This window comes from Lacticaseibacillus suilingensis (assembly GCF_016861845.1).
GTDB classification, from domain to species: domain Bacteria; phylum Bacillota; class Bacilli; order Lactobacillales; family Lactobacillaceae; genus Lacticaseibacillus; species Lacticaseibacillus suilingensis.
In genome coordinates this window covers 63,904-90,018 of the sequence record NZ_BOLV01000001.1, presented here as the reverse complement: position 1 = coordinate 90,018, position 26,115 = coordinate 63,904, and the positions used below count along the sequence as shown (strand labels likewise).

23 protein-coding genes and 1 riboswitch are annotated in these 26,115 nt (G+C 54.3%); of the genes, 8 read left to right on the top strand and 15 right to left on the bottom strand.

Annotated elements, in window-relative coordinates:
• Nucleotides 1-3: 3 nt before the first annotated feature.
• From JUF11_RS00420 to dapD, 5 genes are all read right to left on the bottom strand, one after another.
• Nucleotides 4-1,176, bottom strand: coding sequence for an aminotransferase class I/II-fold pyridoxal phosphate-dependent enzyme (locus JUF11_RS00420; protein WP_204117824.1), 1,173 nt, complete (start codon nt 1,174-1,176; stop codon nt 4-6).
• A gap of 15 nt (nt 1,177-1,191) precedes the next feature.
• Nucleotides 1,192-1,938, bottom strand: a complete 747-nt coding sequence (dapB, locus tag JUF11_RS00415) for a 4-hydroxy-tetrahydrodipicolinate reductase (RefSeq protein WP_204117823.1) — start codon at nt 1,936-1,938, stop codon at nt 1,192-1,194.
• A complete protein-coding gene (gene dapA, locus JUF11_RS00410; RefSeq protein WP_204117822.1) occupies nt 1,935-2,813 on the bottom strand; it encodes a 4-hydroxy-tetrahydrodipicolinate synthase in 879 nt (292 codons plus the stop codon). The genes dapB and dapA overlap by 4 nt, the downstream gene beginning before the upstream one ends.
• Complete coding sequence (locus JUF11_RS00405) at nt 2,806-3,969, bottom strand: N-acetyldiaminopimelate deacetylase (protein WP_204117821.1); 1,164 nt, start codon at nt 3,967-3,969, stop codon at nt 2,806-2,808. Before JUF11_RS00405 ends, dapA begins: the two co-directional genes overlap by 8 nt.
• Before the next feature lie 121 nt (nt 3,970-4,090).
• On the bottom strand, nt 4,091-4,807 hold the full coding sequence (dapD, locus tag JUF11_RS00400; protein ID WP_204117820.1) for a 2,3,4,5-tetrahydropyridine-2,6-dicarboxylate N-acetyltransferase: 717 nt from the start codon (nt 4,805-4,807) through the stop codon (nt 4,091-4,093).
• Between the two features lie 75 nt (nt 4,808-4,882).
• Nucleotides 4,883-5,058: riboswitch (Lysine riboswitch) on the bottom strand.
• Between the two features lie 106 nt (nt 5,059-5,164).
• Here dapD and JUF11_RS00395 point away from each other — a divergent pair.
• Complete coding sequence (locus JUF11_RS00395; RefSeq protein ID WP_204117819.1) at nt 5,165-6,526, top strand: aspartate kinase; 1,362 nt, start codon at nt 5,165-5,167, stop codon at nt 6,524-6,526.
• Nucleotides 6,527-6,719: 193 nt separating this feature from the next.
• Here JUF11_RS00395 and rpiA read toward each other — a convergent pair whose 3' ends face one another.
• Entirely contained in the window at nt 6,720-7,409 is a 690-nt protein-coding gene (gene rpiA, locus JUF11_RS00390; RefSeq protein WP_204117818.1) for a ribose-5-phosphate isomerase RpiA, read from the bottom strand.
• Nucleotides 7,410-7,489: 80 nt separating this feature from the next.
• Nucleotides 7,490-7,924, bottom strand: a complete 435-nt coding sequence (locus tag JUF11_RS00385) for a hypothetical protein (protein WP_204117817.1) — start codon at nt 7,922-7,924, stop codon at nt 7,490-7,492.
• Between the two features lie 461 nt (nt 7,925-8,385).
• On the opposite strand from JUF11_RS00385, the gene brnQ reads away from it, so the two are divergent.
• On the top strand, nt 8,386-9,759 hold the full coding sequence (brnQ, locus tag JUF11_RS00380) for a branched-chain amino acid transport system II carrier protein (protein WP_204117816.1): 1,374 nt from the start codon (nt 8,386-8,388) through the stop codon (nt 9,757-9,759).
• A 61-nt stretch (nt 9,760-9,820) separates the two neighbouring features.
• Here brnQ and JUF11_RS00375 read toward each other — a convergent pair whose 3' ends face one another.
• Both JUF11_RS00375 and JUF11_RS00370 read right to left on the bottom strand, forming a co-directional pair.
• Entirely contained in the window at nt 9,821-9,976 is a 156-nt protein-coding gene (locus JUF11_RS00375; RefSeq protein ID WP_204117815.1) for a hypothetical protein, read from the bottom strand.
• Between the two features lie 66 nt (nt 9,977-10,042).
• Nucleotides 10,043-10,891, bottom strand: coding sequence for a metallophosphoesterase family protein (locus JUF11_RS00370; protein ID WP_204117814.1), 849 nt, complete (start codon nt 10,889-10,891; stop codon nt 10,043-10,045).
• Nucleotides 10,892-11,013: 122 nt separating this feature from the next.
• Between JUF11_RS00370 and JUF11_RS00365 the strand changes: the two genes are divergently transcribed.
• Complete coding sequence (locus JUF11_RS00365) at nt 11,014-11,796, top strand: alpha/beta hydrolase (RefSeq protein ID WP_204117993.1); 783 nt, start codon at nt 11,014-11,016, stop codon at nt 11,794-11,796.
• A gap of 70 nt (nt 11,797-11,866) precedes the next feature.
• Here the strand turns inward: JUF11_RS00365 and JUF11_RS00360 are convergent, their stop codons facing one another.
• Nucleotides 11,867-13,324: a hypothetical protein gene (locus JUF11_RS00360; RefSeq protein WP_204117813.1), complete on the bottom strand. Its 1,458-nt coding sequence runs from the start codon at nt 13,322-13,324 to the stop codon at nt 11,867-11,869.
• On the bottom strand, nt 13,324-14,592 hold the full coding sequence (locus tag JUF11_RS00355) for a hypothetical protein (protein WP_204117812.1): 1,269 nt from the start codon (nt 14,590-14,592) through the stop codon (nt 13,324-13,326). Before JUF11_RS00355 ends, JUF11_RS00360 begins: the two co-directional genes overlap by 1 nt.
• Before the next feature lie 261 nt (nt 14,593-14,853).
• On the opposite strand from JUF11_RS00355, the gene JUF11_RS00350 reads away from it, so the two are divergent.
• Nucleotides 14,854-15,567 carry a glucosamine-6-phosphate deaminase gene (locus JUF11_RS00350; protein ID WP_204117811.1) on the top strand — a complete coding sequence of 238 codons (714 nt, stop codon included), beginning with the start codon at nt 14,854-14,856 and terminating at the stop codon, nt 15,565-15,567.
• A 61-nt stretch (nt 15,568-15,628) separates the two neighbouring features.
• On the opposite strand, the gene cysK is transcribed toward JUF11_RS00350, so the two are convergent.
• The 4 genes from cysK to JUF11_RS00330 all read right to left on the bottom strand — a co-directional run bounded on the left by cysK (nt 15,629) and on the right by JUF11_RS00330 (nt 20,084).
• On the bottom strand, nt 15,629-16,543 hold the full coding sequence (gene cysK / locus JUF11_RS00345) for a cysteine synthase A (protein WP_204117810.1): 915 nt from the start codon (nt 16,541-16,543) through the stop codon (nt 15,629-15,631).
• 1 nt (nt 16,544) lies between these two features.
• A complete protein-coding gene (locus tag JUF11_RS00340; RefSeq protein WP_236000344.1) occupies nt 16,545-17,357 on the bottom strand; it encodes a homoserine O-acetyltransferase/O-succinyltransferase family protein in 813 nt (270 codons plus the stop codon).
• A gap of 146 nt (nt 17,358-17,503) precedes the next feature.
• On the bottom strand, nt 17,504-19,636 hold the full coding sequence (locus JUF11_RS00335; protein WP_204117809.1) for a copper-translocating P-type ATPase: 2,133 nt from the start codon (nt 19,634-19,636) through the stop codon (nt 17,504-17,506).
• Nucleotides 19,629-20,084: a CopY/TcrY family copper transport repressor gene (locus JUF11_RS00330; protein WP_204117808.1), complete on the bottom strand. Its 456-nt coding sequence runs from the start codon at nt 20,082-20,084 to the stop codon at nt 19,629-19,631. Before JUF11_RS00330 ends, JUF11_RS00335 begins: the two co-directional genes overlap by 8 nt.
• Before the next feature lie 247 nt (nt 20,085-20,331).
• Between JUF11_RS00330 and fba the strand changes: the two genes are divergently transcribed.
• The 4 genes from fba (at nt 20,332) to JUF11_RS00310 (ending at nt 25,992) form a co-directional block, all read left to right on the top strand.
• Nucleotides 20,332-21,213 carry a class II fructose-1,6-bisphosphate aldolase gene (gene fba / locus JUF11_RS00325; protein ID WP_125580586.1) on the top strand — a complete coding sequence of 294 codons (882 nt, stop codon included), beginning with the start codon at nt 20,332-20,334 and terminating at the stop codon, nt 21,211-21,213.
• A 176-nt stretch (nt 21,214-21,389) separates the two neighbouring features.
• Complete coding sequence (locus JUF11_RS00320) at nt 21,390-22,859, top strand: ABC transporter substrate-binding protein/permease (RefSeq protein WP_204117807.1); 1,470 nt, start codon at nt 21,390-21,392, stop codon at nt 22,857-22,859.
• Nucleotides 22,860-23,030: 171 nt separating this feature from the next.
• Nucleotides 23,031-24,551 carry a hypothetical protein gene (locus tag JUF11_RS00315; RefSeq protein WP_204117806.1) on the top strand — a complete coding sequence of 507 codons (1,521 nt, stop codon included), beginning with the start codon at nt 23,031-23,033 and terminating at the stop codon, nt 24,549-24,551.
• Nucleotides 24,532-25,992, top strand: coding sequence for a mucin-binding protein (locus tag JUF11_RS00310; protein ID WP_204117805.1), 1,461 nt, complete (start codon nt 24,532-24,534; stop codon nt 25,990-25,992). The genes JUF11_RS00315 and JUF11_RS00310 overlap by 20 nt, the downstream gene beginning before the upstream one ends.
• The last annotated feature ends 123 nt before the right edge of the window (nt 25,993-26,115 follow it).

The window sequence follows — 26,115 nt, the reverse complement described above, 5'->3', positions numbered from 1 at the left end:
GCACTACTCCTTTGTGGCGACATAGCGCTGAATGCGCTCGCCGGCTTCAATCAAATCGGCGGTGGCAGCGGCATAAGACAGCCGCACGTACCCTTCACCGCCTGGGCCAAACACCGAACCTGGGACCACGCCGACCTTGGCTTTGGCCGCCAAGTCGTAAACAAAAGCGACATCGTCCACTTGGCCGGCCGGTAGTTTGGCAAAAATGTAAAACGCCCCGGCTGGCCGCGGCGCGGTAAACCCAGCCGCAGTCAACGCCTTCAGCATCAAATCGCGCCGCTGTTGATAAATAGCTTTCATCTCGCTGGCATCGTCGAAGTTGGTCGCCAGCGCTTCTTGCGCCGCCATCATCATCGGGCTCGCGCCGCAGGTGACCATAAACTGGTGCATTTTGCCTACCAGTGCCACTAGCGCGGCCGGGCCGGCAAAATACCCCACCCGGTAGCCGGTCATCGCATGCGACTTGGAAAAGCCGGAAATCAGCAGCGTCTGCTCAGGCACTAAGGCCCCCATACTGAGGTGCTTGGTGTCATAAGTCAGCTCGGCATAGATTTCATCAGACAAAACCACCAAGTTGCTGGCCTTGACCACCTGGGCCAAGGCCTGCAGTTCAGCGGGCGCGTAAGTCACGCCGGTGGGATTGCTGGGATAATTCAGCACCAACCCCTTGGCTTCAGGATGCGCCGCGAGCGTGGCTTGGAGTTTGGCCGCCGTGAACAAAAAGTCCGGCGCGGTATTAACCAGCACCACATTTAACGCGGCTAAATGGGCCACGGCTTCATACAGGGGAAAGGTCGGCGTGGGGATAATGATGGTGTCACCGGGATTGAATAGGCCGGCAATCGCCGCGTGAATCGCCTCAGTCGCCCCGACTGTGACCACCACCTCGGTCGCCGGATCATAGTGGGCATCAAAACGCTTGGCCAGATAGGCGGCGATTTTTTCCCGCAGCGGCAGGTAACCAAATGAGGGGGCGTAGTGTGAGTAATCGGCATCAATCGCGGCTTTAGTCGCCGCTTTGATATGTTCAGACACCGGAAAGTCCGGCTCGCCGAGGGTCAATTTGATGATGCCTGGAATTTTTGAGATTTGGTTGTCCACGGCGCGAATCGCAGAAGGCGGAATAGCGGCCACGCGCCGATTACCCAACGCGAGCCCGGTTTTTAATGCTGGCATGAGGGGCTTCCTTTCTTAAAGCAGTGAATCGAGGCCAATGGTCAAGGCCGCGGGCAATTTAGCCACCTGGCGCACTGCCAGCGCGACCCCGGCCATGAAACTGGAGCGGTCAAAAGAGACCTGCTTGATACTCAGGCTTTCGCCGGTAGCACCAAACAGCACTTCCTCCTGAGCGACATAACCCGGCAACCGCAAGGCGTGGACGGGCACATCATCGAGCCACTCGCCGCGCGCCGGCGCGTCTTGATGCGGGGCTAATGGCGCGTGCTGGCGCGCTTGGCTAATCAATTTGGCCGTGGCCCGGGCAGTACCCGAAGGCGCATCGAGTTTGTCTGAATGATGGACCTCAACCACCTCGGCGTCAGGAAAATACTTGGCCGCTTTGGCGGCGAACTGCATCATCAGCACTGCCGAAATGGCAAAATTCGGTACGATCAGCGCATGTTTGCCTTTGGCCTGGGCCAATTCACCCAGCGCGGTTTCATCGGCTTGGGTCAAACCACTGGTGCCAATCACGACATCCATGCCATGGGTCAACGCATATTCAGCATTCGCCCGCGCCGCCGTCGGAATTGTGAAGTCAACCCAGACGTCAGCAGTGACATCAATTTGATCCAGCTGGGCGAACACCGGAAAAGCCGTCGGGGCCGCGGCCGCGGGGACCAGCCCTCCGACCACGGTCAGGTCTGGGGTTTCCGCCATCATGGCTGTCACCTGGCGGCCCATTTTACCTAGCACGCCGCCAATGAATACTTCGGTCATTTTGCATCCTCCTCTAATACCGCGAGCACCTGCGCGGTTTCGCTGGCATTCAGCTTCAGCAGTGGCAGCCGTAACTTGTTTTTGACTTCCTCACGCCGCGCCAGCATCATTTTCACTGGCGCCGGCGATGGAAAGGTAAACAGGGCATGCATCCGCGGTACCAGCCAGGCCATTTGGGCGTCAGCTTCAGCCTGCTGGCCACGCTGCTGCGCCGCCAGCACTGCGGCCATTTGTGACCCGTACAAATGCGACGCTACCGAGATGACACCATTCGCCCCGACGCGCAGGGCGTCCAGGAACTGATCATCATCTCCGGTATACACGGCAAAATTCGCCGGTGTGTGTTGCACCAACCAGGCCAAGTCCTCAATCGTGGTGCACTGTTTGACCGCCTGAATATTCGGGTGCTGCGCCAACGCGGCCAAGGTGACGTTGCTCAGCTGCACCACGCTGCGACCAGGAATGTTGTAGATCATCACCGGCTTGGCACTGGCGTCGGCGATCGCAGTGAAATGCGCCGCCATGCCCGCTTGGCTTGGCTTATTGTAGTACGGCACCACAGCGAGCACGGCATCAACACCAGCCAGGCGTGACACTTCTTGGGCCAGTGCCACGGATTGGCGGGTGCTGTTGGTGCCGACATTGGCAATCAACCGGCCCCGGCCGTGCAGTTGCGCGCTGAAATGGGTGAACAAGGCGATTTTCTCTTCATGACTCAAATTCGGGCTTTCCCCGGTCGTCGCCCCTACCACAAAGCCGGTGCTGCCTTCACTTAGCAGCCGTTCAATCAGCGCATCCAGCGCCGGATAATCGATTTGGTCATCATCGGTAAACGGGGTGATGATGGCGGTGATAATCGCATCATTTTCAAACATGAGTTGCCTCCATTCGTGCTGTCAAAAAGCCCACCCAGGCCTTCACGCCTGGCATCAACGCGGCTTCATCAGGATTAAGCTGGGCCGAGTGTAAGCTGTGCGCCGGATCGCCCACCCCCAGCCAGACCATCGTGCCTGGGAACTGCTGGAGCAAAAAGCCGAAATCCTCGCCGGTCATCGCCGGCGGAACCAGGGCAAAATCCACATCAGGAGCTTGGGTCATGTAATCGATCAAAACTTCGGTTTGCGCCGGCGCGTTTTCTACAGGCATATAGCCGCCTTGAATCAGCTTCAAAGCGACCTGCACGTCGTAAGTCGCCCCGACGCCTTCGGCAATGCGCCGCACGCGCTGCTGCATCATTTCAATATCGCTTTGGCGAAAGGCGCGGATGGTGCCATCCAAATGGGCACTGCCGGCAATCACATTACCGATAGTACCGGCATGGAATGTGCCCAGGGTCACCACCCCACCGCGCACCGGATCCACGTTGCGGGCGACGATGGTTTGCACCTGCATGACGAACGCCGCTGCCGCCACAATCGCATCATTGGCCTTTTGGGGAAAAGCAGCGTGACCGCTTTTACCAGTGAACGTGACGTGGATTTCAGTGGTGCCGGCAAACAAGGTGCCCATGCGCGTGGCAATTTGGCCAGCTGGCAGCTGCGGATCATCATGCAGCCCGTAAAATTCGTCGGGCCGCCAGTCGCCGGTAAACGCCCCGGCATCGAAAACCCGCTTGCCGCCATACTCCGCTTCTTCCGCGGGTTGGAAGAAAAACAGCAAGTTGTCACGCGGCTGAACGCTGGCAAAATGGGCCAGTACGCCTAGCGCCACGGTCATATGGATATCATGGCCGCACGCGTGCATCACGCCTGCATGCTGAGAGGCAAACGGCAAACCGGTCTCTTCTGTGACTGGCAGCGCATCAATATCGGTGCGGTAACCAATGGTGCGGCGCGGCGCGGTGCCTTGCAGGCGGACCAACAGCGCGGTTGGCACCGCGGGCACGTGTTTAATGGTCAGCCACGGGCAATTTAAAGCATTGATGACTTGCTCCAGATAAGCCTGGGTTTGGGTTTCATGTAGCGCCAGCTCTGGTATTTGATGAAGGTGGCGGCGGATTTGAATCAGTTCGGATTCGGTTAATGCTGGCATAAGCGGCCTTTCTTAGGAAAAGTGATGACGGTTAGTAACGCACGAAACAGCTGCACGGCAGGCTAACCGCAGCCTGGTTAGTCGGGCTAAGGGCGCCCAGCTCCGCAGCCTGGTTGGCAGCCTACAACTTCCGCAAAGCGTCGATCAAACCAGTTTCGCTGGCGGTTTTATCATCCTTCATCTTGATGATTTTGGCCGGTACGCCGGCCACAACGGCGCCGGCTGGCACATCGTCAATCACAATCGCGCCGGCGGCCACGACCGCGCCTTGGCCGACATGCACCCCTTCAATCACCACGGCGTTGGCGCCAACGAGCACATCGTCTTCAATGATGACTGGGGTCGCACTAGCGGGTTCTACTACCCCGGCCAGCACTGCGCCGGCCCCGATGTGGCAATGCTGGCCCACGGTGGCGCGGCCGCCCAGCACGGCGCCCATGTCGATCATGGTGCCGGCCCCGATTTTGGACCCGATATTGATAATGGCGCCCATCATGATAACGGCATTGTCATCAATCGTGACATGTTCGCGAATAATGGCGCCAGGTTCAATCCGGGCGTTCACGGTGCTGATGTCGAGCATTGGGACCCCGGTGTTGCGGCCAAGCGCTTCAACCCGCACTGAGGTCGTGGCTGTTTGATTCGCGGTTAACCACGGTTTGATCACCCCGGCATCCCCGTACAACTGACCGGTTTTAGTCTCGAAAAAGGCCTGCACGCCTGCCGGTACTGGACTCAACTTAGCCATATCGCCAGCCAGCGTGACATGCAGCGGTGTGGTTTTCGGGGCATTGGCAATGTAATCGATGATTTGTTCGGCATTAAATGGGGCTGGCATAAACTTTCCTCCTAGATTAAAAACGTCCATCTGGTGCGCAGTTTCGCTCACCAGATGGACGTCAAATGACCATTGATTAACGATAGCGCCCCGCATGACTGCGACAGTCCACCGGATCTTCTCCAGTAGCCCAACCCGCCGGTGGCAACACCCGCCAGCGGATTTCGGCGGTGTTCCCTTTCGCTTATCCGCACTGCCCGTGTCAGGGCTTGGATAAGGTACTCATGGCGACCGCAACCTCTATCAGTTATTTGATTAAGCTTAGAATACAATTATAACCAGAGACCGTCAACCCTTGACAAAATCCGAACGCTTCGCTAATTTTAAGCCAATTGATGAGAAAAGAGCGAGAAAATTATGAAAGTCATTAAGTTTGGGGGCTCCTCTTTGGCCACCGGCGCCCAGCTGGAAAAAGTCAGCCGCATTATTCAAGCCGATGCGCAGCGCCGCGTGATTGTGGTCTCGGCCCCAGGCAAGCGCCATGCCGGCGATACCAAAGTCACCGACCTGCTGAAGGAACTGGCCGATGCCGTGCTCAGCCGGCAGGACCCCCTGCCGCTGATTGACGTGATTTTGGCCCGGTATAGCGAAATCCAAACTCACTTTGCCTTAGCTGAAGACGTGGTGGCCAAACTGCGGGCGCACCTGATTAGCCTGACCCAGCAAACCTACAGCAGCGCCGCCTATCTGCGGGATGCATTCATGGCCCAAGGCGAGCACATGAATGCCCAACTCGTGGCCGCGGTGCTGAAGGCGCAAGGCCTGCCAGCCTGCTTTGTCAGCCCCCAAACGCTGGGGATTGTGCTCGCTGGGCAGCCCGGCCATGTGCAAGTCGATCCGCAAACCTATCGCAATTTAGCCCAATTCACTTTCCCCGATGCCGACATCGTGGTGCCAGGGTTTTATGCCTTCGATGCACAGCAGCGCATCGTCACTTTCCCGCGCGGCGGCTCGGACATTACCGGTTCAATTCTCGCCCGCGGGTTGCACGCCGACTTGTACGAGAACTTCACCGATGTTTCCTGGGTTTATGCCGCTGATCCACACCTGGTCAAAGGTCCCCGGGCAATCAACACGGTGACCTACCGAGAAATGCGGGAACTGGCGTATGCCGGCTTTTCCGTGTTCAATGATGAAGCCTTGATTCCCGTGATTGAAGCCAACATTTGCGTCAATATCAAAAACACCAACGACCCCACTGCCCCGGGCACGCTGATTTCACCGACGAAAAATGTTAAACATCACCACCACATCACTGGGGTCGCCGCCAAGAAGGATTTCACCGCGCTTTACCTGCACCGCTACTTAATCAACGCCCAAGTTGGCTTCACCTTGAAGCTACTCCAGATCTTGTCTAATTACGGTGTGCCCTATGAACATATGCCTAGTGGGATCGACGACCTCACTGTCATCATCGATAAGCATGAACTGACCGCCGCCAAGCAGCAGGCCATCACCGAGGAAGTTCAAGCCCAAATTCAGCCTGACACTTTGGAATGCCTTGATGACCTCGCGATTGTGATGGTCGTCGGCGAAGGCCTTTACGCCAGCATCGACCTGGTGCCGCGCATCATGGTGGCCTTGGCTGACGCTGGCGTCACCCCAGCCGTTATCAACCAAGGGGCCTCGCGCATCAGTTTGATGCTGGCGGTGCCAAACGCGCAAGCCCAAGCCGCGGTGCAAGCCATCTATGGCTTAAGCAGTAACCACCACGCCTAAACGAAAATGAGGCTGAGACAAAATGCGGTTTTAGCCCAGAGTATAAGCCAACCGGCCTGTAAAACCTGAACTTAGGTTTTGCAGGCCGGTTGGCTTATACGGCTAGGGCGTCGCATTTTGGCTCGTACTGTTCCGGAATAGTCGTGTGCCTATCCTCGTCTCAAATAATGTCTCAATCACTTTGACTCCGCGCTTACTGGCGCGTCCAGTGTTCAATTTTTTCTGGGGTGGCAATCAGCACTTCATCGGTCATGTTCAAAAACAGCCCGTGTTCCACGACTCCGACCGTCTGATCGAGTAAGGCCGCGAGCCCAGCCGGAATTGGCAGCGGATCGACGGCTAAGTCAATGATGTAGTTGCCGTAATGCGTGACATAACGCGAACCGTCCTCGTTCAGTCGGTACTGCGGCTGCAGTGCCAGCTGGTCAAAGCGGCGGAAGTTCTGCTCGCAGGATACAGGCAGGACCTCTACTGGCAGCGGAAAGCCGCCCAGCCGGTCCACCACTTTGCTTTGATCGACAATCCAGACATTGTGGGTGGCGTTGATGGCCACGTTTTTCTCAAGTGTCAGCGCCCCGCCGCCGCCTTTGATGCCGTTGAGGTCATGGTCAACGCGGTCGGCACCATCGATGCACAGATCCACATGGTCGACCGCTGCCAGCTCACTCACCGTAAAACCATTGGCTTCAAGCTGCTGGCGGCTGCGATTCGAGGTGGTGACAATCGCTTGCAGATTCAGCGGCGTCTGCCGGTTGCGGGCGCCTAGTGCATCAATGAAAAACGCCACGGTGGAGCCGGTACCGACCCCGAGCACGGTGTCTGGCTGCACCATTGCTGCGGCCTGCGTTGCTGCTTGTTGCTTGAGTTCGTCTTGTGTCGCCATGATTGCCTCCTAAATGGTGATGTCAAAGCTTCTCTCTTGACTTTAGCGAGCAGTTTTGGTGCTGTCAAGCGGCAGCGGCTTTACTGGCGGAAAATCGCACGTTGGTATTTTTCAAACCAGCCTTTGGCCATGCCGCGACTGGCGGTCAAAAGCAACCCGCGATTGCTGTAAACCCGATTGTCCTGACGTGCATAGTAGCTACGGGCTTGGTTGGCCAGTGCCTGCGACTTGAACTGAAGCAGGGTAAACACGGTGTTGTTATCGGTGACAAACTTCACCCCGCTTTGGGCCTGCACGGCCTGTGGTTGATTGTTCACATCGACATCAGCGACGCCTTTAATCGATAACCCCCGGCTCCGCACCCCTGCCAGGTAATCGGCCGGTTTCTTGGTGCGCACCGAGGCGGCAGCGCTGCTGGTGGTCGTTTTGGTTGGGGTGGCCTCATGGACGCCGCATGCGCCGAGGCCGCTCACCAGGAGCAGGGCAAGCGCGAAACCAACATAACGAATTTTCATGGTAATCTCCTTTGACTGGCCTTGATTAGTTTCATTATACCGGAAGCCAACGAGCTGTGAATCGGCCTAACGACTGAATCACACAGTCGATGAAAAAGATTTAGGTCCGGGCTTGACCGCCACGTTTTCTCAGCGTATACTCACCGCTAACAAATCAAATTGCAATGAGAAAGATCAGTAGCCGCCTTTCTTTGGTCAGCGAGCTTCGTGAGGTGAGAGGAAGCACAAAGGTAGCGGCGAATATCCCTTTCGAGCGGGGCACCGAATTAAGTAACGTGCCATGGCAACCACCCATTATCGTGGTCATGTATCGCCTTTTTTGGCCGTACAGATAGAGGTTGCCGTGGTGACAGGGCAACGATTTAAGGTGGTAACGTGCAGCGCACCCTTAATTCCGATATTTTCGGAATGAGGGTGCGTTTTTTGGTGCCGCGATTGCAAACCAATCAGGAGGAAACCCTATGCAACTAGAAGAACCCCAATTAAAGCCCCGCGATTATGTCGTGGTGGCATCTATGTTATTCGGCCTATTCTTCGGGGCCGGCAATCTGATTTTTCCTCTCCACTTAGGGCAAATTGCTGGGGCCAACTGGCTGCCAGCGACCCTCGGCTTTTTGGTCACCGCGGTGGTGCTGCCGCTGCTTTCGGTGCTGGCCATCAGTGCCACGCATGCCGAAGGAGTCTATGATATCGGCCGACCGCTGGGTAAATGGTTTGCCTTGACCTTCATGGTGTTGATTCACGCCACCATTGGGCCGTTGTTCGGCACGCCACGGACCGCCACTGTCGCTTTCACCACTGGCATTGCGCCGATGCTGCCGAAACAATGGAGTAGTGCCGGTTTGCTCGTGTTCTCTGCCTTGTTTTTCTTGGCCGCATTCCTGCTATCCTACAAAGAGCGCAAAATCACGAGTGCCATTGGCAAGGTGCTGAACCCGACCTTCCTCCTGCTGCTGGCGGTGGTGTTCTTCGTCGGCTTCCTGCATCCCTTCGGTGCCCCAAGTAGCGCGCCGGTCACGGCACATTACCAGCAGGCCGGCTTGCTGAACGGCTTCTTGCAAGGCTACAACACCATGGATGCCTTGGCAGGTTTAGCCTTTGGCGTCACCGTGGTCACGGCGGTCCGGGGCTTAGGCTTAAAGCGAGATCGCACCGTTTCGGCGGTGACCGCCAAAGCTGGGGTACTCGCCACTGCCGCAATTGGTCTGGTGTATGTGCTGCTGATTTTACTCGGGGCGATGTCGACTAATTATTTCACCGCCAGCGCTGAAGGCGGCACTGCGTTCAACCAAATCATCACCTACTACTTCGGTGCCGCCGGGCATGCGCTTTTGGCCACCATGCTGACGGTCACCTGCCTAACCACCGCGGTGGGCTTGGTGGCCGCCTTCGCCCAGGATTTTCACAAGCATTTCCCCAAAGTCAGCTACACGGCATGGCTCGCGATGATGAGTTTTGCTTCGTTCCTGACGGCCAACTTCGGCCTCGAAACCATCATCCAATGGTCAACGCCGATGTTGATGTTCCTTTACCCGCTGGCCATGGTCTTAATTGGCCTGTCAACCACTTCCGCCTGGTTCCACCGGGCGCCGGTGGTGTACGGCTTTGTCGTGGCGTTCACGGTCGTTCCCGCCCTCATGGACATGGTTGCTGCCTTCCCAGCTGTGATCAGTAAAAGCGCAGTCGGGCTGGCGGTTACGCATTTGCGCGATTACCTACCGTTTGCCACGGTGGGCCTAGGCTGGCTGGTGCCGGCCTTGATTGGCCTAGCGCTGGGCCTGACGGTTTACGCCGTCCAACAACGACAACACGCGGGCGCCCAAGAAATGGAATAGCCCGACCGGCATGAAAAGAGCGTTCATTCGCAGTGAATGAACGCTTTTATTGTCGCTACCGTTAGCGCTGAAGCCACCAGCGCATGATCAGAAAATACAGGGCCAAGCCCACGATCAAAATCTTGGTCAGCGGAATCATGAACCGCCGATATTGCGGCTTTGCGATTAGAAAATACCCGTATATGCCAATGCCCAGAAACCAAATCACGGCAATCACCCCATGCCTCATTTTCACTCAGAATAGACCTGGCGCTAGCATAAGTAAAGGGCTTTCATCAGTGGGCTATTCTGGCAACGGTTTGTGGTAATATGCCGCGACATCCTGCAGGTAACCTTCCTCTTGATTCACCTTGGTGAGTAGCGGCAAATTATGCGTAATCGTGTTGCCGGTGTCGCGCAGGTAACGATACAGGTCCAGATACGGCACACCTTTTTCCGCGGCCAATTGTTTTTCCGCTTCAATGTCGTATTCAACCTTGCGGAATTCAACGTCAAGCCGGCCGGCGGTGTCGATGTGGAGCAAGGCATAATGCGCCCGCTGATCATCAAAGAACGGCTGCCATGGGCTATACGGCTGGCCGACTGCGCCGGGATTGATCACCAGCTGGCCGGAAGTCGTCGGCCGCATCAGCTGTTGATGGGTATGGCCATACACCGCCAAGTCTTGGTCGGAAGTCACGAACCGATCAAAATTAGCTTGCGGCTGCGCAGGGTACAAATCGCGCCCGCCTGGCCGCTTACGGTCATTGTGCGATAAGCCGATGGTTAAGCCATTCACGGTCAGCGTGGTGGCAATCGGATGCGCTTTTAACTGGTCCCACTGCGCTTCCGAGATGAACTGCCGCGCATACTCAGTTAGTCGCGCCACGTACACCGCACTGGGGTGATCCAAGCTAAAGTGCCCGGCCATAATGGCATACATATCCAATTCCCAATTGCCATTCAGCCAGACCTCGGGTTGCACATCTTCGAGTAGCTTCATCAACGTGATGGTGCTTGGTCCTGGTAAAAACAAATCGCCCAAAAACCAATACCGCGTTGCGGCATGTTGCTTGGCATCTGCCAAAACTGCGCGCAATGCCCCCGCATTACCGTGCACATCTGCCATCACTGCAATCGTTTCATTTTGCATCCGCCCACCTCCAGTATCTCGGGCTTATTGTACCAGAAACCAGCGTTCAAAGGGCAGCGGCTTCGTTCAAGGCCAATTAATTGCAGTTGCCAGCCAAATCCACTAAGGTGACGCTGGAGGTGATGATTTTGACCCAAATCACAAAAGACGTTGTTTACGATCCAGCGCACCAGCTCACTGCCGATTTATTCGCCCCTGCGCAAGCCCACGCCGGCATCATTCAAATTCACGGCGGCGGTTGGTTTCGAGGCGATAAAAGCAAAGATGCCGACTGGGCCGAACAGTGGGCCGAACTCGGCTACTTTGTCATTGTACCCAATTACCGCATCGCCCCAGCGGCTCATTTTCCGGCCGCCCAGGACGATATGGAAACTTTGTATCAGTGGCTCCAGCAAGCCGATCTCCCCTTCCCGCTGACCAAGCTGGCGGCAGTGGGTTCCTCGGCTGGTGGCAACCTGGCCGCCATGCTGGGCATTAACCACGGCTTGCCGACCATTGCGTTATCTGGAATTTTGGACATTGGCGATTGGCTCAGCCAGCATGAAGCGGTGGTGGCAGCAGAAGGCGACACCAGCCACTTCAATCAGCAAGCCAGCGCCACCATTAATCAAACCGGCGCCAATGACCCGTTTTACAAGTGGTTCATCACGAACTATATCCCCGCCGCGGATGACAATGCCGCTTCCGTCGCCCCGCAAGTCACCAGCGCCACCGGGCCGATGTATCTGGCCAATTCACTGAATGAGTTCGTACCCACCAGTGGCCTGTTTCAAATGGGGGCCGCCCTGGGGCAACACGGCATCCCCTTCACCCTGCAGACCCTGCCAGGCAGCCGGCATGCCAAAGGGTATCTGGCTGATGTGTTCCCAGCTTTGCAGCTGTTTTTGGCCACTTATCTGGGCTAGTTCGACAAACGACCCTTAACACCGCTTGAAGCGGTGCTAAGGGTCGTTAGTTGAAACAATTGGAAATCATTTAGTCATTAGATCCGCCTTCAACATCCAAGATACTTTTCAATCTAGGAAAATCTCGACTGATTTCGGCCGGCGTTTTCCGTTGAAGGTCGACCACGGTAACCCATTTTTCTTCGTCGTCTTGACCAACTGGCACCAGCACTCGACTGCCAATTTTGGGGTGGAATGAGTCGGCTGAATAATCGTATCTTTTACCCCCTGGTCGGAAAACCACTGACACAACTAAGATACGTCCTTCAGCATCAATTTCATCTGAGGTTTTGTCATCATCTATTTCGACTCCGAACCAGAGAGGTAATAAATTGTTAGAAGTCAAGATATGATCTCCAAACAAACTCTTTAAAGATTGAGCAAACTGCCACCAACCCACTGGGGGATTGTCCGGAATTAACCAGCGCTGTACCACCCGATTAGGCGTTGTTATGCTGAGGCTAATTGGGCTGGGCTGGTCGCCACTAAAGGCTGGCCTCTCAGCCGGTAAATTCCACCAAGCCAAAGGGGAAGGACTCATAGTATCCTTGCCCGGAATGAAATCGGCCTCAGCGTGTGCCACCTCCCCGTATGCTTCCCACTGAGTGAAAGCAGCACGCTCGTTCAGATAATCGAGGGTAATCTTTTCGGAATACGCAAGGAAGCGGCCTAAATAATCTGGCTTCTGCGTATTTAATGCCAAATTTATGGCCACTATAGGTTCATCAGTTGGCGAATCAAACCAAGTTAGATTTGGACTGGCCAGCACCTTCCGAATTTGATTGCTAAGTGAAACCAAGGGCGCTTCGACTTGTTCAAAAACTTGGCCCTGCACGGCACGCACATGCCCATCATCATATGTCATTTCAACAAGCCAATTGTTTTGGCCCGCCAGACGACCAGCACGAACTGGCTGAGGGGTCCAAGTCGCAAATAGACGACTAATCTGTGAAAAAAGTATTTTTGCCGACCCTGTCGACAGCTTTTCGCCGTCAATCTGATAACTCCCATCTCCCTCGAGATTTCGTTGTTCAAATTGACCATGCTCAGCATCAAGCACAAGTGAATTCACAACGCGGGTGTCTTCATCACCCGCGGATGAAGCGGTTACGGCCACTCTAAGAATGGTTCCAGTTTTTCCTGGTGGCAATGGGGCAAACAATCCGGCAGCTGCATTCAAAGCGACAATCAACCACTCTCGCTCACCGGCGGTTACAGTACGCTTCGGCCAGTATTGCAAATAGTTGAGTTTGGTAACAATCAAGCGCTCAAACCACTCAACATCATTTGCGGTCAAATCATCAATTAAATCCATCAACTCTGGAACCGAAAAAAAGGCCAGACGTAATGAAGGCGTGAAACTGGTCAACCGCTTGCCAGTACCTTGTTGCCGTAATTCCTTCTCGCATTTAGCTAAATCAGCAAGCTGAGGGTGCCAGGTTTGCTCAAAAAACGCCCGCCATTTTGCGGCAATCAACTGGACACTCATCACCTTCGCCTCCTAATCTTCAACCGGTCGCGGTCAAAAAGAATCATTGCCTGACCGCGATTTAACGGTCCCTCTATGAAAGGTACAATCTCTATCCAAAGCCTTGGTACTGCACCGGGCTCAAAAGAGTCGGTTAGCACCATTAGTCCCCTTTGCTCAGTCACCACTTTCACTGTGAAACGAAACGGGCCTTCGTTATCGCTTCTATTTTTATGATGAATTCGCCACTGAAGGTCCGTCCACGCATCAGGAGTAATCCGATCCAAAAGAAAATCAATATCGTTCAATTGCACGACAATCTCTGAGGACTGCACACCGTTGCCGCTTTGATTGAGGCCTCGCAGCTGACCGGTCACCCGGTTGATTGAGACCAACTCCTCCTGACTTTGAAAAGACGAGCCAGGTCGGCGGTTGAGGCGCATCTCCATGATGACCAATCGATCAAGCTTTGGCCCTGTGAACCCCCAAAAATCGGTTATACCTAGATATTTTTGGAGCAATCTCGTCACGCGGTCTAGGAAGACATCCTGACCGATTTTGCCCCTAATGGTGATGACGGTTTGATCAATCATGATGAACTCTAGCTGCCAGGTACTCAATTCATCTGTGGGGATCATATCAGGAAAGTTTCTCACGTGATGGTAGAGTAAATTGACCAGCGAGGTGAACTGACGCAATGATAGGCGTCCTTGCTCCTGTCGCGTCTTCACAAATCTGGCTACTGCAGTATGCTCCTTACCCGCAGTGAGTACCGCATCGCCCTGATTATTAAGCAACAAGGTTTGCACCGTTTCGGGTCGCTGGTATTTAGGCCGTTGATTTGCATTAGGCACATGGCTTGTCAGCCGTAAACCAATCGTTTCATGGAGCTTAATTGCATCAGCTTGTTCGTCAGGGCTTAACTGATAGGTAGCCTGATATACCGAAAAAAGCATGGCGAACCACTTAACATTTTGTTCATCGTTCACGCTAAGCAATTGTGCCCAGTCACGTAACTCCAGACACTTTAACTGGGCAAGCACCGCGTACACTTGCCAGTCTTGACCCCGATGAAGCTGATAGCTTAACGCCTGAGGGTCTCGCATCACATCAACAGTCAAATGGTGCTGTTCCAGCCATGCCACCAAATTTTGGGGTAGTGCAACCCTGAGTACCTGAAGTGAAGATTCAAGGTCCTCTAGCACAATAGAATCAGCCTTGAGATAAAAATTTTTGCTCCAGATCTGCGCCAATCGATAAAACCTTTGGCGCATCATTTGTTCACTCATTTTTGCCTCCACCACTAAGCAGAATCCTCACCTGTCCAACATACTTGGTTTGCTGTTGCCATTCCTCTCTATCATACCAGCGGCGGCCTTTAAAGTGAGCGGTTTCTTTGCGCAATTCACAACTGTTAAAGTGTCCCAACCATTACTTTGGTGCTCTATATCTGTTTGCAATGTGTCATTTTGGTCATGTTCACTTTGGTTTTGATATGATTGAAATAGGAGAAACTTATCTCAATCACGTTTTGCCAAGGAGGCCCTACCATGAGACTGTACAAAGTTGCAACTGAAGAAGCGCTTGGCACCCTCACTGCGAGTTACATGATTGGCATGATGATGCAGCCCCACCGTGTGAACATGGCCATCACCGGCGGCACCTCGCCGAAAGAAGTCTACAAAGCCCTAATTCCACAGGTGAAAGGGCAAGCTGGTTTCAGCAATGTCCACTTCTACAACTTCGATGAAGTGCCTTACGCCAGTGAGGACCAAGAAGGCGTCACTATCTCTGAACTCCGGCGCGTCTTTCTTGAGCCGGCCGGCATCGCCGCGGAGAATGTGCACCGGCTTGACCAGCATAATTACCTCGAGCAAGACGATCGTATTCGTCGCGATGGCGGGCTGGATCTGATGCTGATTGGGGTTGGCAGCGATGGCCATTACTGTGGCAACATGCCTGGCACCACCACCTTCAATAGTTGGACGTCTCGCGTTGAGCTGAACCAAGCGGCCCGCGAGCAGGTGGTAGCAGAATTTTCTAGTGGTGATCTGGCTGATGTGCCGGACTATTTTGTCACCATGGGGCCGCGCAGTGTCATGGCCGCCAAAAACATCTTGATGATTGCCACTGGCACCCGCAAACAGGAAATTGTGAAGACGCTGATGGCAGGTAAACTCGATGCCAACGTCCCGGCCACGCTGCTCACATTGCACCCAAGCTTTGTGCTGATTGCCGACGAAGCAGCATGCAGCTTACTATAATTTCGCACAAAAATAGCGCCAGTGCTGGTTTGGCCCAGCGCTGGCGCGTTTTTGGTTGTAATTAATATTTGAACAAGGCAGTGGACAGGTACCGGTCGCCATTATCAGGCGCCACGGTGACCACGGTCTTGCCTCGGCCCAGCTTCTTGGCCAGCTCAATTGCGCCAAAGATATTGGCGCCGGCGGAAATGCCTGGTAAAAAGCCTTCCTTGTGACCAACTTCGCGAGCCATGTTCAGTGCTTGCTCTGAGGTCACTTCAATGATGTCATTGTACAAATCGACATCCAGCACCTTCGGAATGAACCCAGCGGAAATACCTTGAATCTGGTGCTTGCCGCCGTGGCCATCCTTCAGCATTGGGGATTCAGCCGCTTCGAGCGCATAAATCTGAACTTCCGGGTTGGCCTTGCGTAGCGCGCGCCCAACCCCAGTCAAGGTGCCACCAGTGCCGACGCCGGCCACGAAAGCATCTGGGGTGCCATCTAAATCAGCAATGATTTCCTCCCCGGTGGTGCGTTCGTGAATATCAGGGTTAGCCGGGTTTTCAAATTGCATCGGCAGGAAGTAGCCTTTTTCCTTGGCCAGCGCTTCCGCCTTGGCAATCGCGCCAGGCATCCCTTCAGCTCCTGGCGTGAGCACGAGTTCAGCGCCGTAGCCCTGCATCAAGGCCCGGCGCTCCACACTCATGGTTTCAGGCATCATCACAATCAGATGATAGCCCTTGGCCGCAGCGACTGAAGCGAGGCCAATGCCGGTGTTCCCAGACGTTGGCTCCACAATGGTGCCACCTGGCTTCAAGGCGCCGCTTTGCTCGGCAGCTTCAATCATCGCCAGGCCAATGCGATCTTTGACAGAGCCAGCGGGATTGAAGAATTCCAACTTCACGAGCACATCAGCGGCGTCTTCTGGGACGACGCGGTTCAACTTCACCATCGGGGTGTGGCCAATCAATTCAGTAATGTTATTTGCAATCATTTTATTTATCCCCCTTAGTTTTCACAACTTCAGCAACATGCGCCACCCATTGGTCAAAAAAGACGGCTTGGGTGGCCGCCCAATCAAACTGCGGGCCTGCCAGGTGCGCGGGATCAGCAAAATAGTTTTCCGGCTGCCGATAGTGGCGGTCTGGATAGGTGCTGATTTCCCGTTGATACTCGTGCAGGAGGCCCTTTCTGCCATATTCGAGATGCGCAAACATGAAGGCTTGCTCGGCATGATGGTTTTCCACCAGCAGTAGATCGCCAGTCTCGGTCAACGCTTCGAGCGTCAGCTGAGGTTGCTGGCGGATCTGGGCCAGATCCATCTCGGCATACCGCGCATGGGGCGCCTTGAAGCCATCTTGCAACCCGGCAAGCAGCGGCGTTTCGGCCACGATCTTGTGGGGATAAACGCCAAACAGCTTGTGCGGCAACAGATGCTTCTCGATGCCATAAAAATGGGCCAGCGCGGCCATGCCGCCCCAACATAAATGCAGTTGGACGACATGAGCCGCTGCTAGCGCATCAAACAGTTGATTAACTTCATCGATATAAGTGATTGCTGAAAAAGGCAACGCCTCAAGCGGCGCGCCAGTGACGATGAAGGCATCCATCGTTTGCGCTTCAGTAATCGAGAGTGGGGATAAAATCGCCGCAACCGCCGCCGGGGCGCCTTGCGGGTAGTGCAAAGTGGGGTAATAGAAATGCAGCTCAACCGGCTGGCCGCTGTGCGTGAGCACGCGGGTCAGGCGTTCATTCGTCGCTTGTTTATCATGCATCACATTCAAAACGCCAATTTTTAACGGCCGCATTGCTATTCCCCCCTTTCGATTCTACTGACCTTTTGTAACCGGTCACAAGGTTTAGACTATCTTTCCGTAAGCAAAAATGCAAGCCTTTTTGCTGATCCAAGGCTTGCATTTTTGTTAATTCCAGTACTGGGTTCAGTGGGTTGTGGTTAAAGCTTCAAACTCATCGCATTGAGCGCCACGATGATGGTCGAGGCCGACATAATCAAGGCCCCAACTGCTGGGCTCAAAATGATGCCCACGCCGGCTAACACGCCGGCGGCCAGCGGAATGGCCAGAATGTTATAGCCAGCCCCCCACCAGAGGTTTTGAATCATCTTACGGGTCGTGGCTCGACCCAGATTGAGAAAGGTTAAAATGTCTTGCGGTGCGCTCTTAACTAGGACCACGTCAGCGGAGTCAATCGCTACATCTGTCCCGGCCCCGATGGCAATCCCAATCGCCGCGCGGGCCAAGGCTGGCGCATCATTGACGCCATCGCCGACCATCGCCACTTGATGGCCTTGGTGCTGATAATCCCAGACGATTTTAGCCTTATCTTCAGGCTTCAACTCGGCATGTACTTTGATGTTGCCCAATTTAGCCGCTACGGCCTCAGCCGCTGCCTGATTATCCCCGGTCAACATCACTGGCTCAATCCCTTGCGCCCGCAGCGCCTTGATCAAGGTTAGCGCATCGGGTTTGATTTCATCCCCTTGCGCCACCAAGCCCAGGACGGTTTGATCCTGCAGCAAAAAACTAATCGAATTGCCCGCTGCGGCCAATGTCTGGTATTGCGATTCATCATAGGTCACCTGATGATCACGTAGGTAACTAGCAGTCACAATCGCATAGGCTTGGCCGTCGATGTGGCCGGTCAGCCCGACGCCTTGCACCGTCTGAACGTCACTAGCCGTTGCCACCGCGAGTGATTTCGCCTTGGCCGCCGCTAAGATCCCGGTGGCCAGCGGATGACTGGAATGTGCCTCCAGCGCGGCAAAGCGCGCTAACACGTCATCGTCACTCAAGCCAGACTGCAGGGCCTGCACCTGGTTAACCTTGAAGGTGCCTTGAGTCAAGGTCCCAGTCTTATCCATCAACACCGTATCGATTTTTCCGGCTGTTTCCAGCGCCTGCCGATCACGAACCAGCAACCCATGGGCCGCCGCCAAGCTGGTGCTGCGCGCGACCACTAACGGAATGGCTAACCCCAGCGCATGTGGACATGCAATCACCAGCACCGTGACTAGGCGTTCGAGCCCAGTGGACAGCCCGCTGATCCCGGTCCAAACGAAAAAGGTAATCAGCCCGACCAAAACCGCGGCGTAGAACAGCCAGCGCGACACTTGATCGGCCAGGGTTTCGGCTTTGGACTTGTCAGCTTGGGCATCGCTAACCAACTTGGCGACCTGGGCCAGATAGCCAGATTCGCCGGTGCCAGTCACTTTCACCGTCAGCGAACCATCGCCGTTGACCGCGCCGCCAATCACTTGGTCACCGGCTTGCTTGGCGACCGCTTTGGCTTCCCCAGTGACCAGCGCTTCATTCACCGCACTACTGCCGGCAATCACCAGCCCATCGGCGGGAATCTTTTCCCCGGCCTGGACGATGACCTGCTGGCCGGCCTGCAGCTGCGCCAACGGCAGAGCGGTCACTTTACCGTCAGCCCCTAGCACATGCGCTTCCCCTGGCAGCAGTGCCGCCATTTTCTGGGTCACGTTGCCGGCATTCATCACGGCGTTCATTTCAATCCAGTGGCCCAGCAGCATGATCACAATCAAGCTGGCCAGTTCCCAGAAGAAATCCATCACCATGCCGTTGGGGTCAATGAACTGATTCATCACAAAAGCATACAGACTGTATAGGTAAGCAACGCTGATCCCCATGGCGATCAGGGTCATCATCGCTGGCGTCTTGGCTTTCAGTTCGCCTTGCGCGCCTTTCAAAAACGGCTGGCCACCGTAGAAGAACAGGAACGTCGCCAGTACCAGCACCACCCAATTCGAGCCCGGAAAGCTCGTTTGGAACGGTAAGTGCAGACCCATGAACGGCGACAAGATAAATACTGGGATGGCGGCGATCAAAGACCACCAGAATTTCTGCTTAAAGCCGCCCATATCCATGTGGCCCATGTGATCGCCATGGTTCATGTCCATATGATCCATGTTCATGTGGTCCATATCGTGGCTCATGGCCATATGATCCATCTCACCTATGTCGTGATTCATTATCTCATGGTTCGTCCCATGGTCCATCGCCTTGTCCTCAGTCATGCTTGCTGCCTTATGTTCTTCGTTATTCATGGTCCTTCACCTCGCAAGTTTCGCATTGCGTTTCGTCCGGCAGGCAATCACAAGGCACCATTTCCGGCGCCGTCTTCGCCTTGTCTGCCAGGACCGCTTGCAGCGCAGTGATATCGGCCTGCGCCAGCGGCAATGCTTTGATCAAGTTGACCAAGGTTTGGCCCCGCTTCATGGCACAAAGATTGGCGAACATCGCCTGAACGTTGCTGTCCATCGCGGTGCCTTCTGCCACTGTGGCGGTATAAAGGAACCGGCGGCCGTCTTTGGTCGTCTGCAGCAGCGCTTTTTTCACCAGCCGCCCAATCAGGGTTTTAATGGTGGAGTCGCTCCAATCGCGCTTTTGTTGCAACAAGCTGATCAGATCATGGCTTGACACCTCGCCTTTGGTCCAGACGATGCGCATCACTTCCCATTCAGCTGGGCTAATATCATCGATTTTTGGGGTCATGTTCGTTCCTCCTGTCTACATTTGTAAACTATACAAGCGACGTTTACATTTGTCAACGATAATTTTCGCATCAAAAGCTGAAAACTCATCTCATTTAAGCTCGGTTGCGTTAAGCCACGAACGCGCGGCCCCAGTCGGCCGGTTTTGGCAAAATGAAAAGAGGCATAATCTGCCTTCGCATATTCTGAAAATCTATGCTAAAATGATGAAGTTAAAAATTTGTTTTCCAATAGGAGGAAATTCACTTATGCCATTAGTTAACGGCACTGAATTGTTTAAGGCTGCTCGTAAGGGCCACTACGCGATTGGTGCGTTCAACACCAACAACCTGGAATGGACTCGCGCACTTTTGCAGGGTGCACAAGATCTCAATGTGCCGATCCTGATCCAAACTTCCATGGGCGCTGCTAAGTACATGGGCGGCTACGAAGTTTGCCAAAAGCTGATCGAATCTTTGGTTAAGGCAATGGACATCACTGTGCCAGTTGTTATTCACTTGGACCACGGTGACTTCGAGGCTGCCAAGGCTGCCATCGCAGCTGGTTACAACTCCGTTATGTTTGATGGCCACGATCTGCCTGTTGACGAAAACTTGGCCAAGACCAAGGAAATCGTTAAGTTGGCTCACTCCAAGGGTATCTCCGTTGAAGCTGAAGTTGGCTCAATTGGCGGTGAAGAAGACGGCGTTATCGGTGAAGGCGAATTAGCTTCTGTTGCAGATGCTAAGGCCTTCTCCGACACCGGCATCGACTTCTTGGCTGCTGGGATTGGTAACATTCATGGCCAATACCCAGACAACTGGAAGGGCCTGCACTTCGACCGTCTGCAAGAAATCGCTGAAGCGGTTCCTCAACCACTGGTTCTTCACGGCGGTTCAGGCATCCCTCAGGAACAAGTTGAAAAGGCCATCTCCATGGGGATTGCTAAGCTCAACATCAACACCGAATGCCAGTTGGCCTTTGCTAAGGCAACTCGCGAATACATCGAAGCTGGTAAGGACCAACAAGGCAAGGGCTATGACCCTCGTAAGTTGCTGGCTCCTGGGACCAAGGCCATCACTGATACCTTCAAGGAAATCAGCGGCTGGATGGGCACCAAGCCAGTTAAGCTGGTTCCTGAAGAACTGTAAGCTTAACCTTTTACCAAAAATGGTCGTCTCTTGCGAGGCGGCTTTTTTTTGCGTCGGGAACCGTGATGGCAGTCCAAGCAGCAAAACGATTGTGAATGAATATTGAATTTTAATTGCATATTTATGAATATATGTGTAAAATAAGCCCCTGACATCGTTATGTAAGGAGCCTGGCCATGAAAAAACTTTCGCTTGTATTTGCCGCTATCTTCAGCGCGCTGATGATTCTCAGTCTCACCCCGCCCCAGCAGCCGCAAGCCGCCACTGACGACTCGCTGGCCCGCATTCAGCAAAAAGGCACCCTGATTATGGGTAATTCGCCGAACTACCCGCCTTATGAATTCACCACCAATGTGAATGGCAAAGAGAAAATTGTCGGCATGGACATTGAAATCGGCAAGCAAATCGCCAAAGATCTCGGCGTCAAACTGGTGGTCAAGAAAATGGACTTCGACTCGCTGCTGGTCGCGCTGGAAACCGGGAAAGTCGACATGATTTTGTCTGGCTTCTCCCCCACCGCCGAACGCAAGCAACACGTTGATTTCTCTGACACCTACTACACCGCCAAGCAAGATATCATCGTGTTGAAAACCGACAAAGGGTATTACCAAAGCCGCACCTCCTTCAATAACAAGAAAGTCGGCGCTGTGGTCGGGAGTATTGCCTACGACCTGATCAAGCAGCAAATGCCTGGCGCCACTCCGGTGGGTATGCAAAATGCCTCCGACTTAGTGTTGGCCCTCAAGGCGCACAAAATCGACGGTATCGTTAAAGACTCCGCCTCAGCGGTGGCTTACGCCAATGCTGACACCAGCCTCGCTGCCATTGATGGCCACTTCACCGTTTCTGGCAGCGAGTCCGGCAATGCGATTGCCCTACCCAAAGGTAGCCTCGCCCTCCAAACTGCCATTAACAAAAGCATTGCGAAAATCAAGCAAAAGGATCTAATCAACAAACAGTTCCTCCCAGCCGCCGCCAAGTACATCAGCACCGGTGCTGAAACCCACTCCATGTGGCATTACTGGACTTATTTTGCCAAAGGGGTCGGCTACACGATTGGCATTTCCTTCGTCGCCTTGATTGTCGGGGCGCTGCTAGGCGCATTGCTCGCGTTCGTGCGCCTAGGTTCAATCACTTGGCTCAAAACGCTGGCGAATGCTTATGTCGCCTTTGTGCGGGGCACACCTTTGATGGTGCAAGTGATGTTCATCTACTTTGGCCTCGGGATGTTCTATAACATCTCCGCCATCGTCGCCGGGACGCTGGCGGTGGGCCTGAACTCCGCCGCTTATGTCAGCGAAATCTTCCGCGGCGGCATTGAAGCCATCGCCCCGGGCCAAAGCGAAGCGGCGCGCTCACTGGGCCTATCGCAAAAGGACACCATGCGCTATGTCGTGTTCCCGCAGGCTTTAACCGCCATTTGGCCGGCGCTGGGCAATGAATTCATTTCCCTGATCAAGGAAACTTCCATTGTCTCCATCATTGGGGTGGCGGACCTCATTTACCAGCTGCGGATTGTGCAAGCCGATACCTACCGCGGGGTGCTCCCGATTACCATTGCGATGGTGCTGTACTTCATCATGACCTACAGTCTGTCCAAGGTGCTGAAGCATTTTGAAAAGAAAATGCATCACGCGAATGCTTAATTCACTTGTGAACCGCGAAAGTGCGAGCCTTGGCCCGCACTTTTTTGTTGTCATGTTCCAAAAAAATAACACGTTCACCAATATATTTATTCCTACGAATACCATATTTTGAGATAACTTGCTGTATACTTGTGGTAACGAAGGGGAATTTGATAGATAGGGTGAAACAAAGTGGATGAAGCCGCACTTTTTAATCAGGAAGATGCGACCAATTTTCGGGTTCTACAAAAGTTAAGCGCTCAGCCCTCGCTTTTGATGGCAACCGAGCGCATTCAAGCCGAATTTGGCCAGACGAAATACAAGCTGAATAAAATGTTCGACACCTTGAACGCGGATCTGGTGGAGGTCTCTGATGATACCCCTAGCTACCTGGATGACCTCGACAAGGGCCATTGGCGTGGGCATCATCTGACCAAAGTGGTCATGCAGCGACTCCGCTTGCTGTATCTGCAGCGGTCCTATTTGTTTACGGTCTTTGAATACCAGTACTTTTTCTCTAATCGCTACCCCAAAACCGCTTATATGCGAGATCACTACATCAGCAATGCCAAGTTCTACGAAACGGCTGAACACCTCAAGCATCTTCTGAAGCAAGAGGAGTTCTTGCCGCCGCACCCAGCTGAAGACGAAGAGTTTGCGACGCGGCTGGCGCTGTTTCAGCTGTATTTTGTGGCATATAACGGCGTGGCCAGTCCGTTTGCGGAGTTAGAGGGCACCGTGGCGCAAATCACGCGGCTACTGGAATCGCAATTCCATCACACCTTGATGCCAACGCAAGTGACTAAGCTACAGTTTTTCCTTAAAATCTGGCTGCTGCGGATGCTCAACGGTCAGCACACAGGCAAGGCACTGCCAGGCAGCCAAACCATCGCCAGTCATCCCGACCAACTGAATGGCCTGCACCGGATTTTACCGGCCAGTTTTGGCCTCGATGACCACGAGTTGGATTATTTGTATGCCTTCTTAGTCACTTGGCATTATTTACCCGCTGCCGAGGAAAAAGCGGCTCTGGCTGGCGCCCAGCTCCCAGTCGCTGACCATTTGACCAAAGACTTTTTGCAGCTGATTGCCGATTATCACCTGCTGGATGAACCGGCCCATGAAAACGCCGCGATTGAAGCGGCGTTGCAAGGCCTGCATGTTCAGATTACGACCTTCTACTTGGCGCCGACGACCTTTATTGATGATGATCAAATCAGCTTTTTCCGCAATCTCTACCCCGCTTTCGACCATTTGATTTTGACCTTTATCGCCCGGCTGCGCGCCACTCCGGCACCGCAGCTCAATCACACGATGGCGGTCAATCTGTACTTCAGTTACATGTTCACGTTGATTAATTACCTGCCTGCCGCGATTGTGCGCGACCGCGTTTATGTCTGTGTCGACTTTGCGCAAGGCCAGATTTACAGCGACTACATTGCCCGCACCTTGCGCAGTTTTGACAACGCATTTATCGTGATTGAATCGCGCTTGTCGCGTAACACGGATGTTTATTTATCAGACTTTCATGATGATCATTTGAACATCGCGCAAGTGACCTGGGCCAATCCACCCACTTCAACGGACTGGCAAGAATTAGCAGAGCTGACAATTCAGATCAAACAGGCTAAAATGGTAGCGATACCGGAATCAGTTCCTGATCCTTTTGACCTTGCCGGAAAGGAGTCTCCTGATGACTCAACCGAAAAATGATCGTTATCTCGCTTTACCGCTGCTACTAGCCAGTGCCATGGCCGGGGCGTTTTTGGCGCAGGGCAACCAGCCGGCGCACCATGTGTTAGCTGCCACGCCAACCGATGCTACCGCCGCCACGGTCACCATCGAGTACTGGACGGATACCGCGAAGATTAGCGCCGAAACCTTCACCGCCCACATCGGCGATCACGGCACGCGCGCGTACACCTTACCCGCCGGCTACACGTTGGCCGCTGGTCAGCAGGCGACATTGACTTACAACGTCCAACATGCAGAAACGCTGTATCGCGTCCGAGTCGAAGCAACTGGCGCCACCGCGCCAAATGACCCGACGCCAGCAACGGTCCCGGCCACGGTGACCTATCTTTACAATGGCCAGATTGTTAAAACCGACCAATTCAAAGGCCTCGTTGGCGACAGCGGCAGCTATCAGGTAGACCTGCCAGCTGGCTATCAATTGGCTGCTGGCCAATCCGCCACTCTGGCCTATACCTTACAGGCTGGCACCAACCAGTTCGTCGTGCAGTTGGCTAAAACTGCCAAAGCGCTGGTGCCTGCGACCATTACTTATTTGTACAATGGCCAAGTCGTAAAAACCGATCAGTTTGTCGGCCCAGTGGGCGAAAGCGGCCGCTACTCAGTGGCCGTACCAAATGGCTATCACCTCGCCAGCGGCCAAGCAAATGCCATTATGTATACGCTCAGGGCCGGCATGAATGCCTTCACGGTGCAACTGACCAAAACTACCGCCACTGTCCCAGCCGCCATCACTTACCTCTACCAAGGCCGCGTGCTCAAAGTCGATTCTTTCATCGGCACGGTTGGCGAAACTGGCAGCCGTGTGCTGGTGGCACCGGCAGGTTACGTGCTCAGCAGCAATGTCTACCACTATCGCCTCACGGCTGGCATGAATCAGTTTATCGTCAACTTGACCAAGCAGCGGCAGCCGCAAATCACGGTCACCATCGTGGATGAAACCACCAAGCAGCCGCTAACCGCTATCGCCATCACCGGTGAGGCTGGTAGTCCGATTGCCTTCAACCGCCATGAATTCACCCTGCCTTACCTACAGCAAGGCTATCAGGTGACTGATGATGCCACAGCCGACTTAACCGAGTTCCCGCAACAGTCAGAAAACCTGACCATTGCCGTAAAGAAACCGGCACCGCATGATTTTTCCCGGCCCCTCCCGAGCTTGGTGGCTGAAGCCATTCCGCAACCGACTGGCAAAGCTGTCAAGACGCGCACCGAAACCAGCACTGACGCCCAGCGCGACCGGCCAATGGTTTACACCCCGTTTAGCCTTGGCGGCACTGGCCATGGCGGTCACGGCGGCGGTGGCGGCGCGGCCGGCAACGACCCTGTCGCCGCTGCCATGGTCCTCGCCTCATACTGGCAAGCCTTATCCGGCGTGATTAACTTCGGCGCCGCAAGCTAAAATCAGTCTGCGGAGCTCGGCCGCACTTAGTCGGATGGGTAGCCTAGCCTTCACTCAAACAAATACAAAATAAAGCCGCGCCGCTCATCGCCAGATTGATGAGCAGTGCGGCTCTTTTGCGAC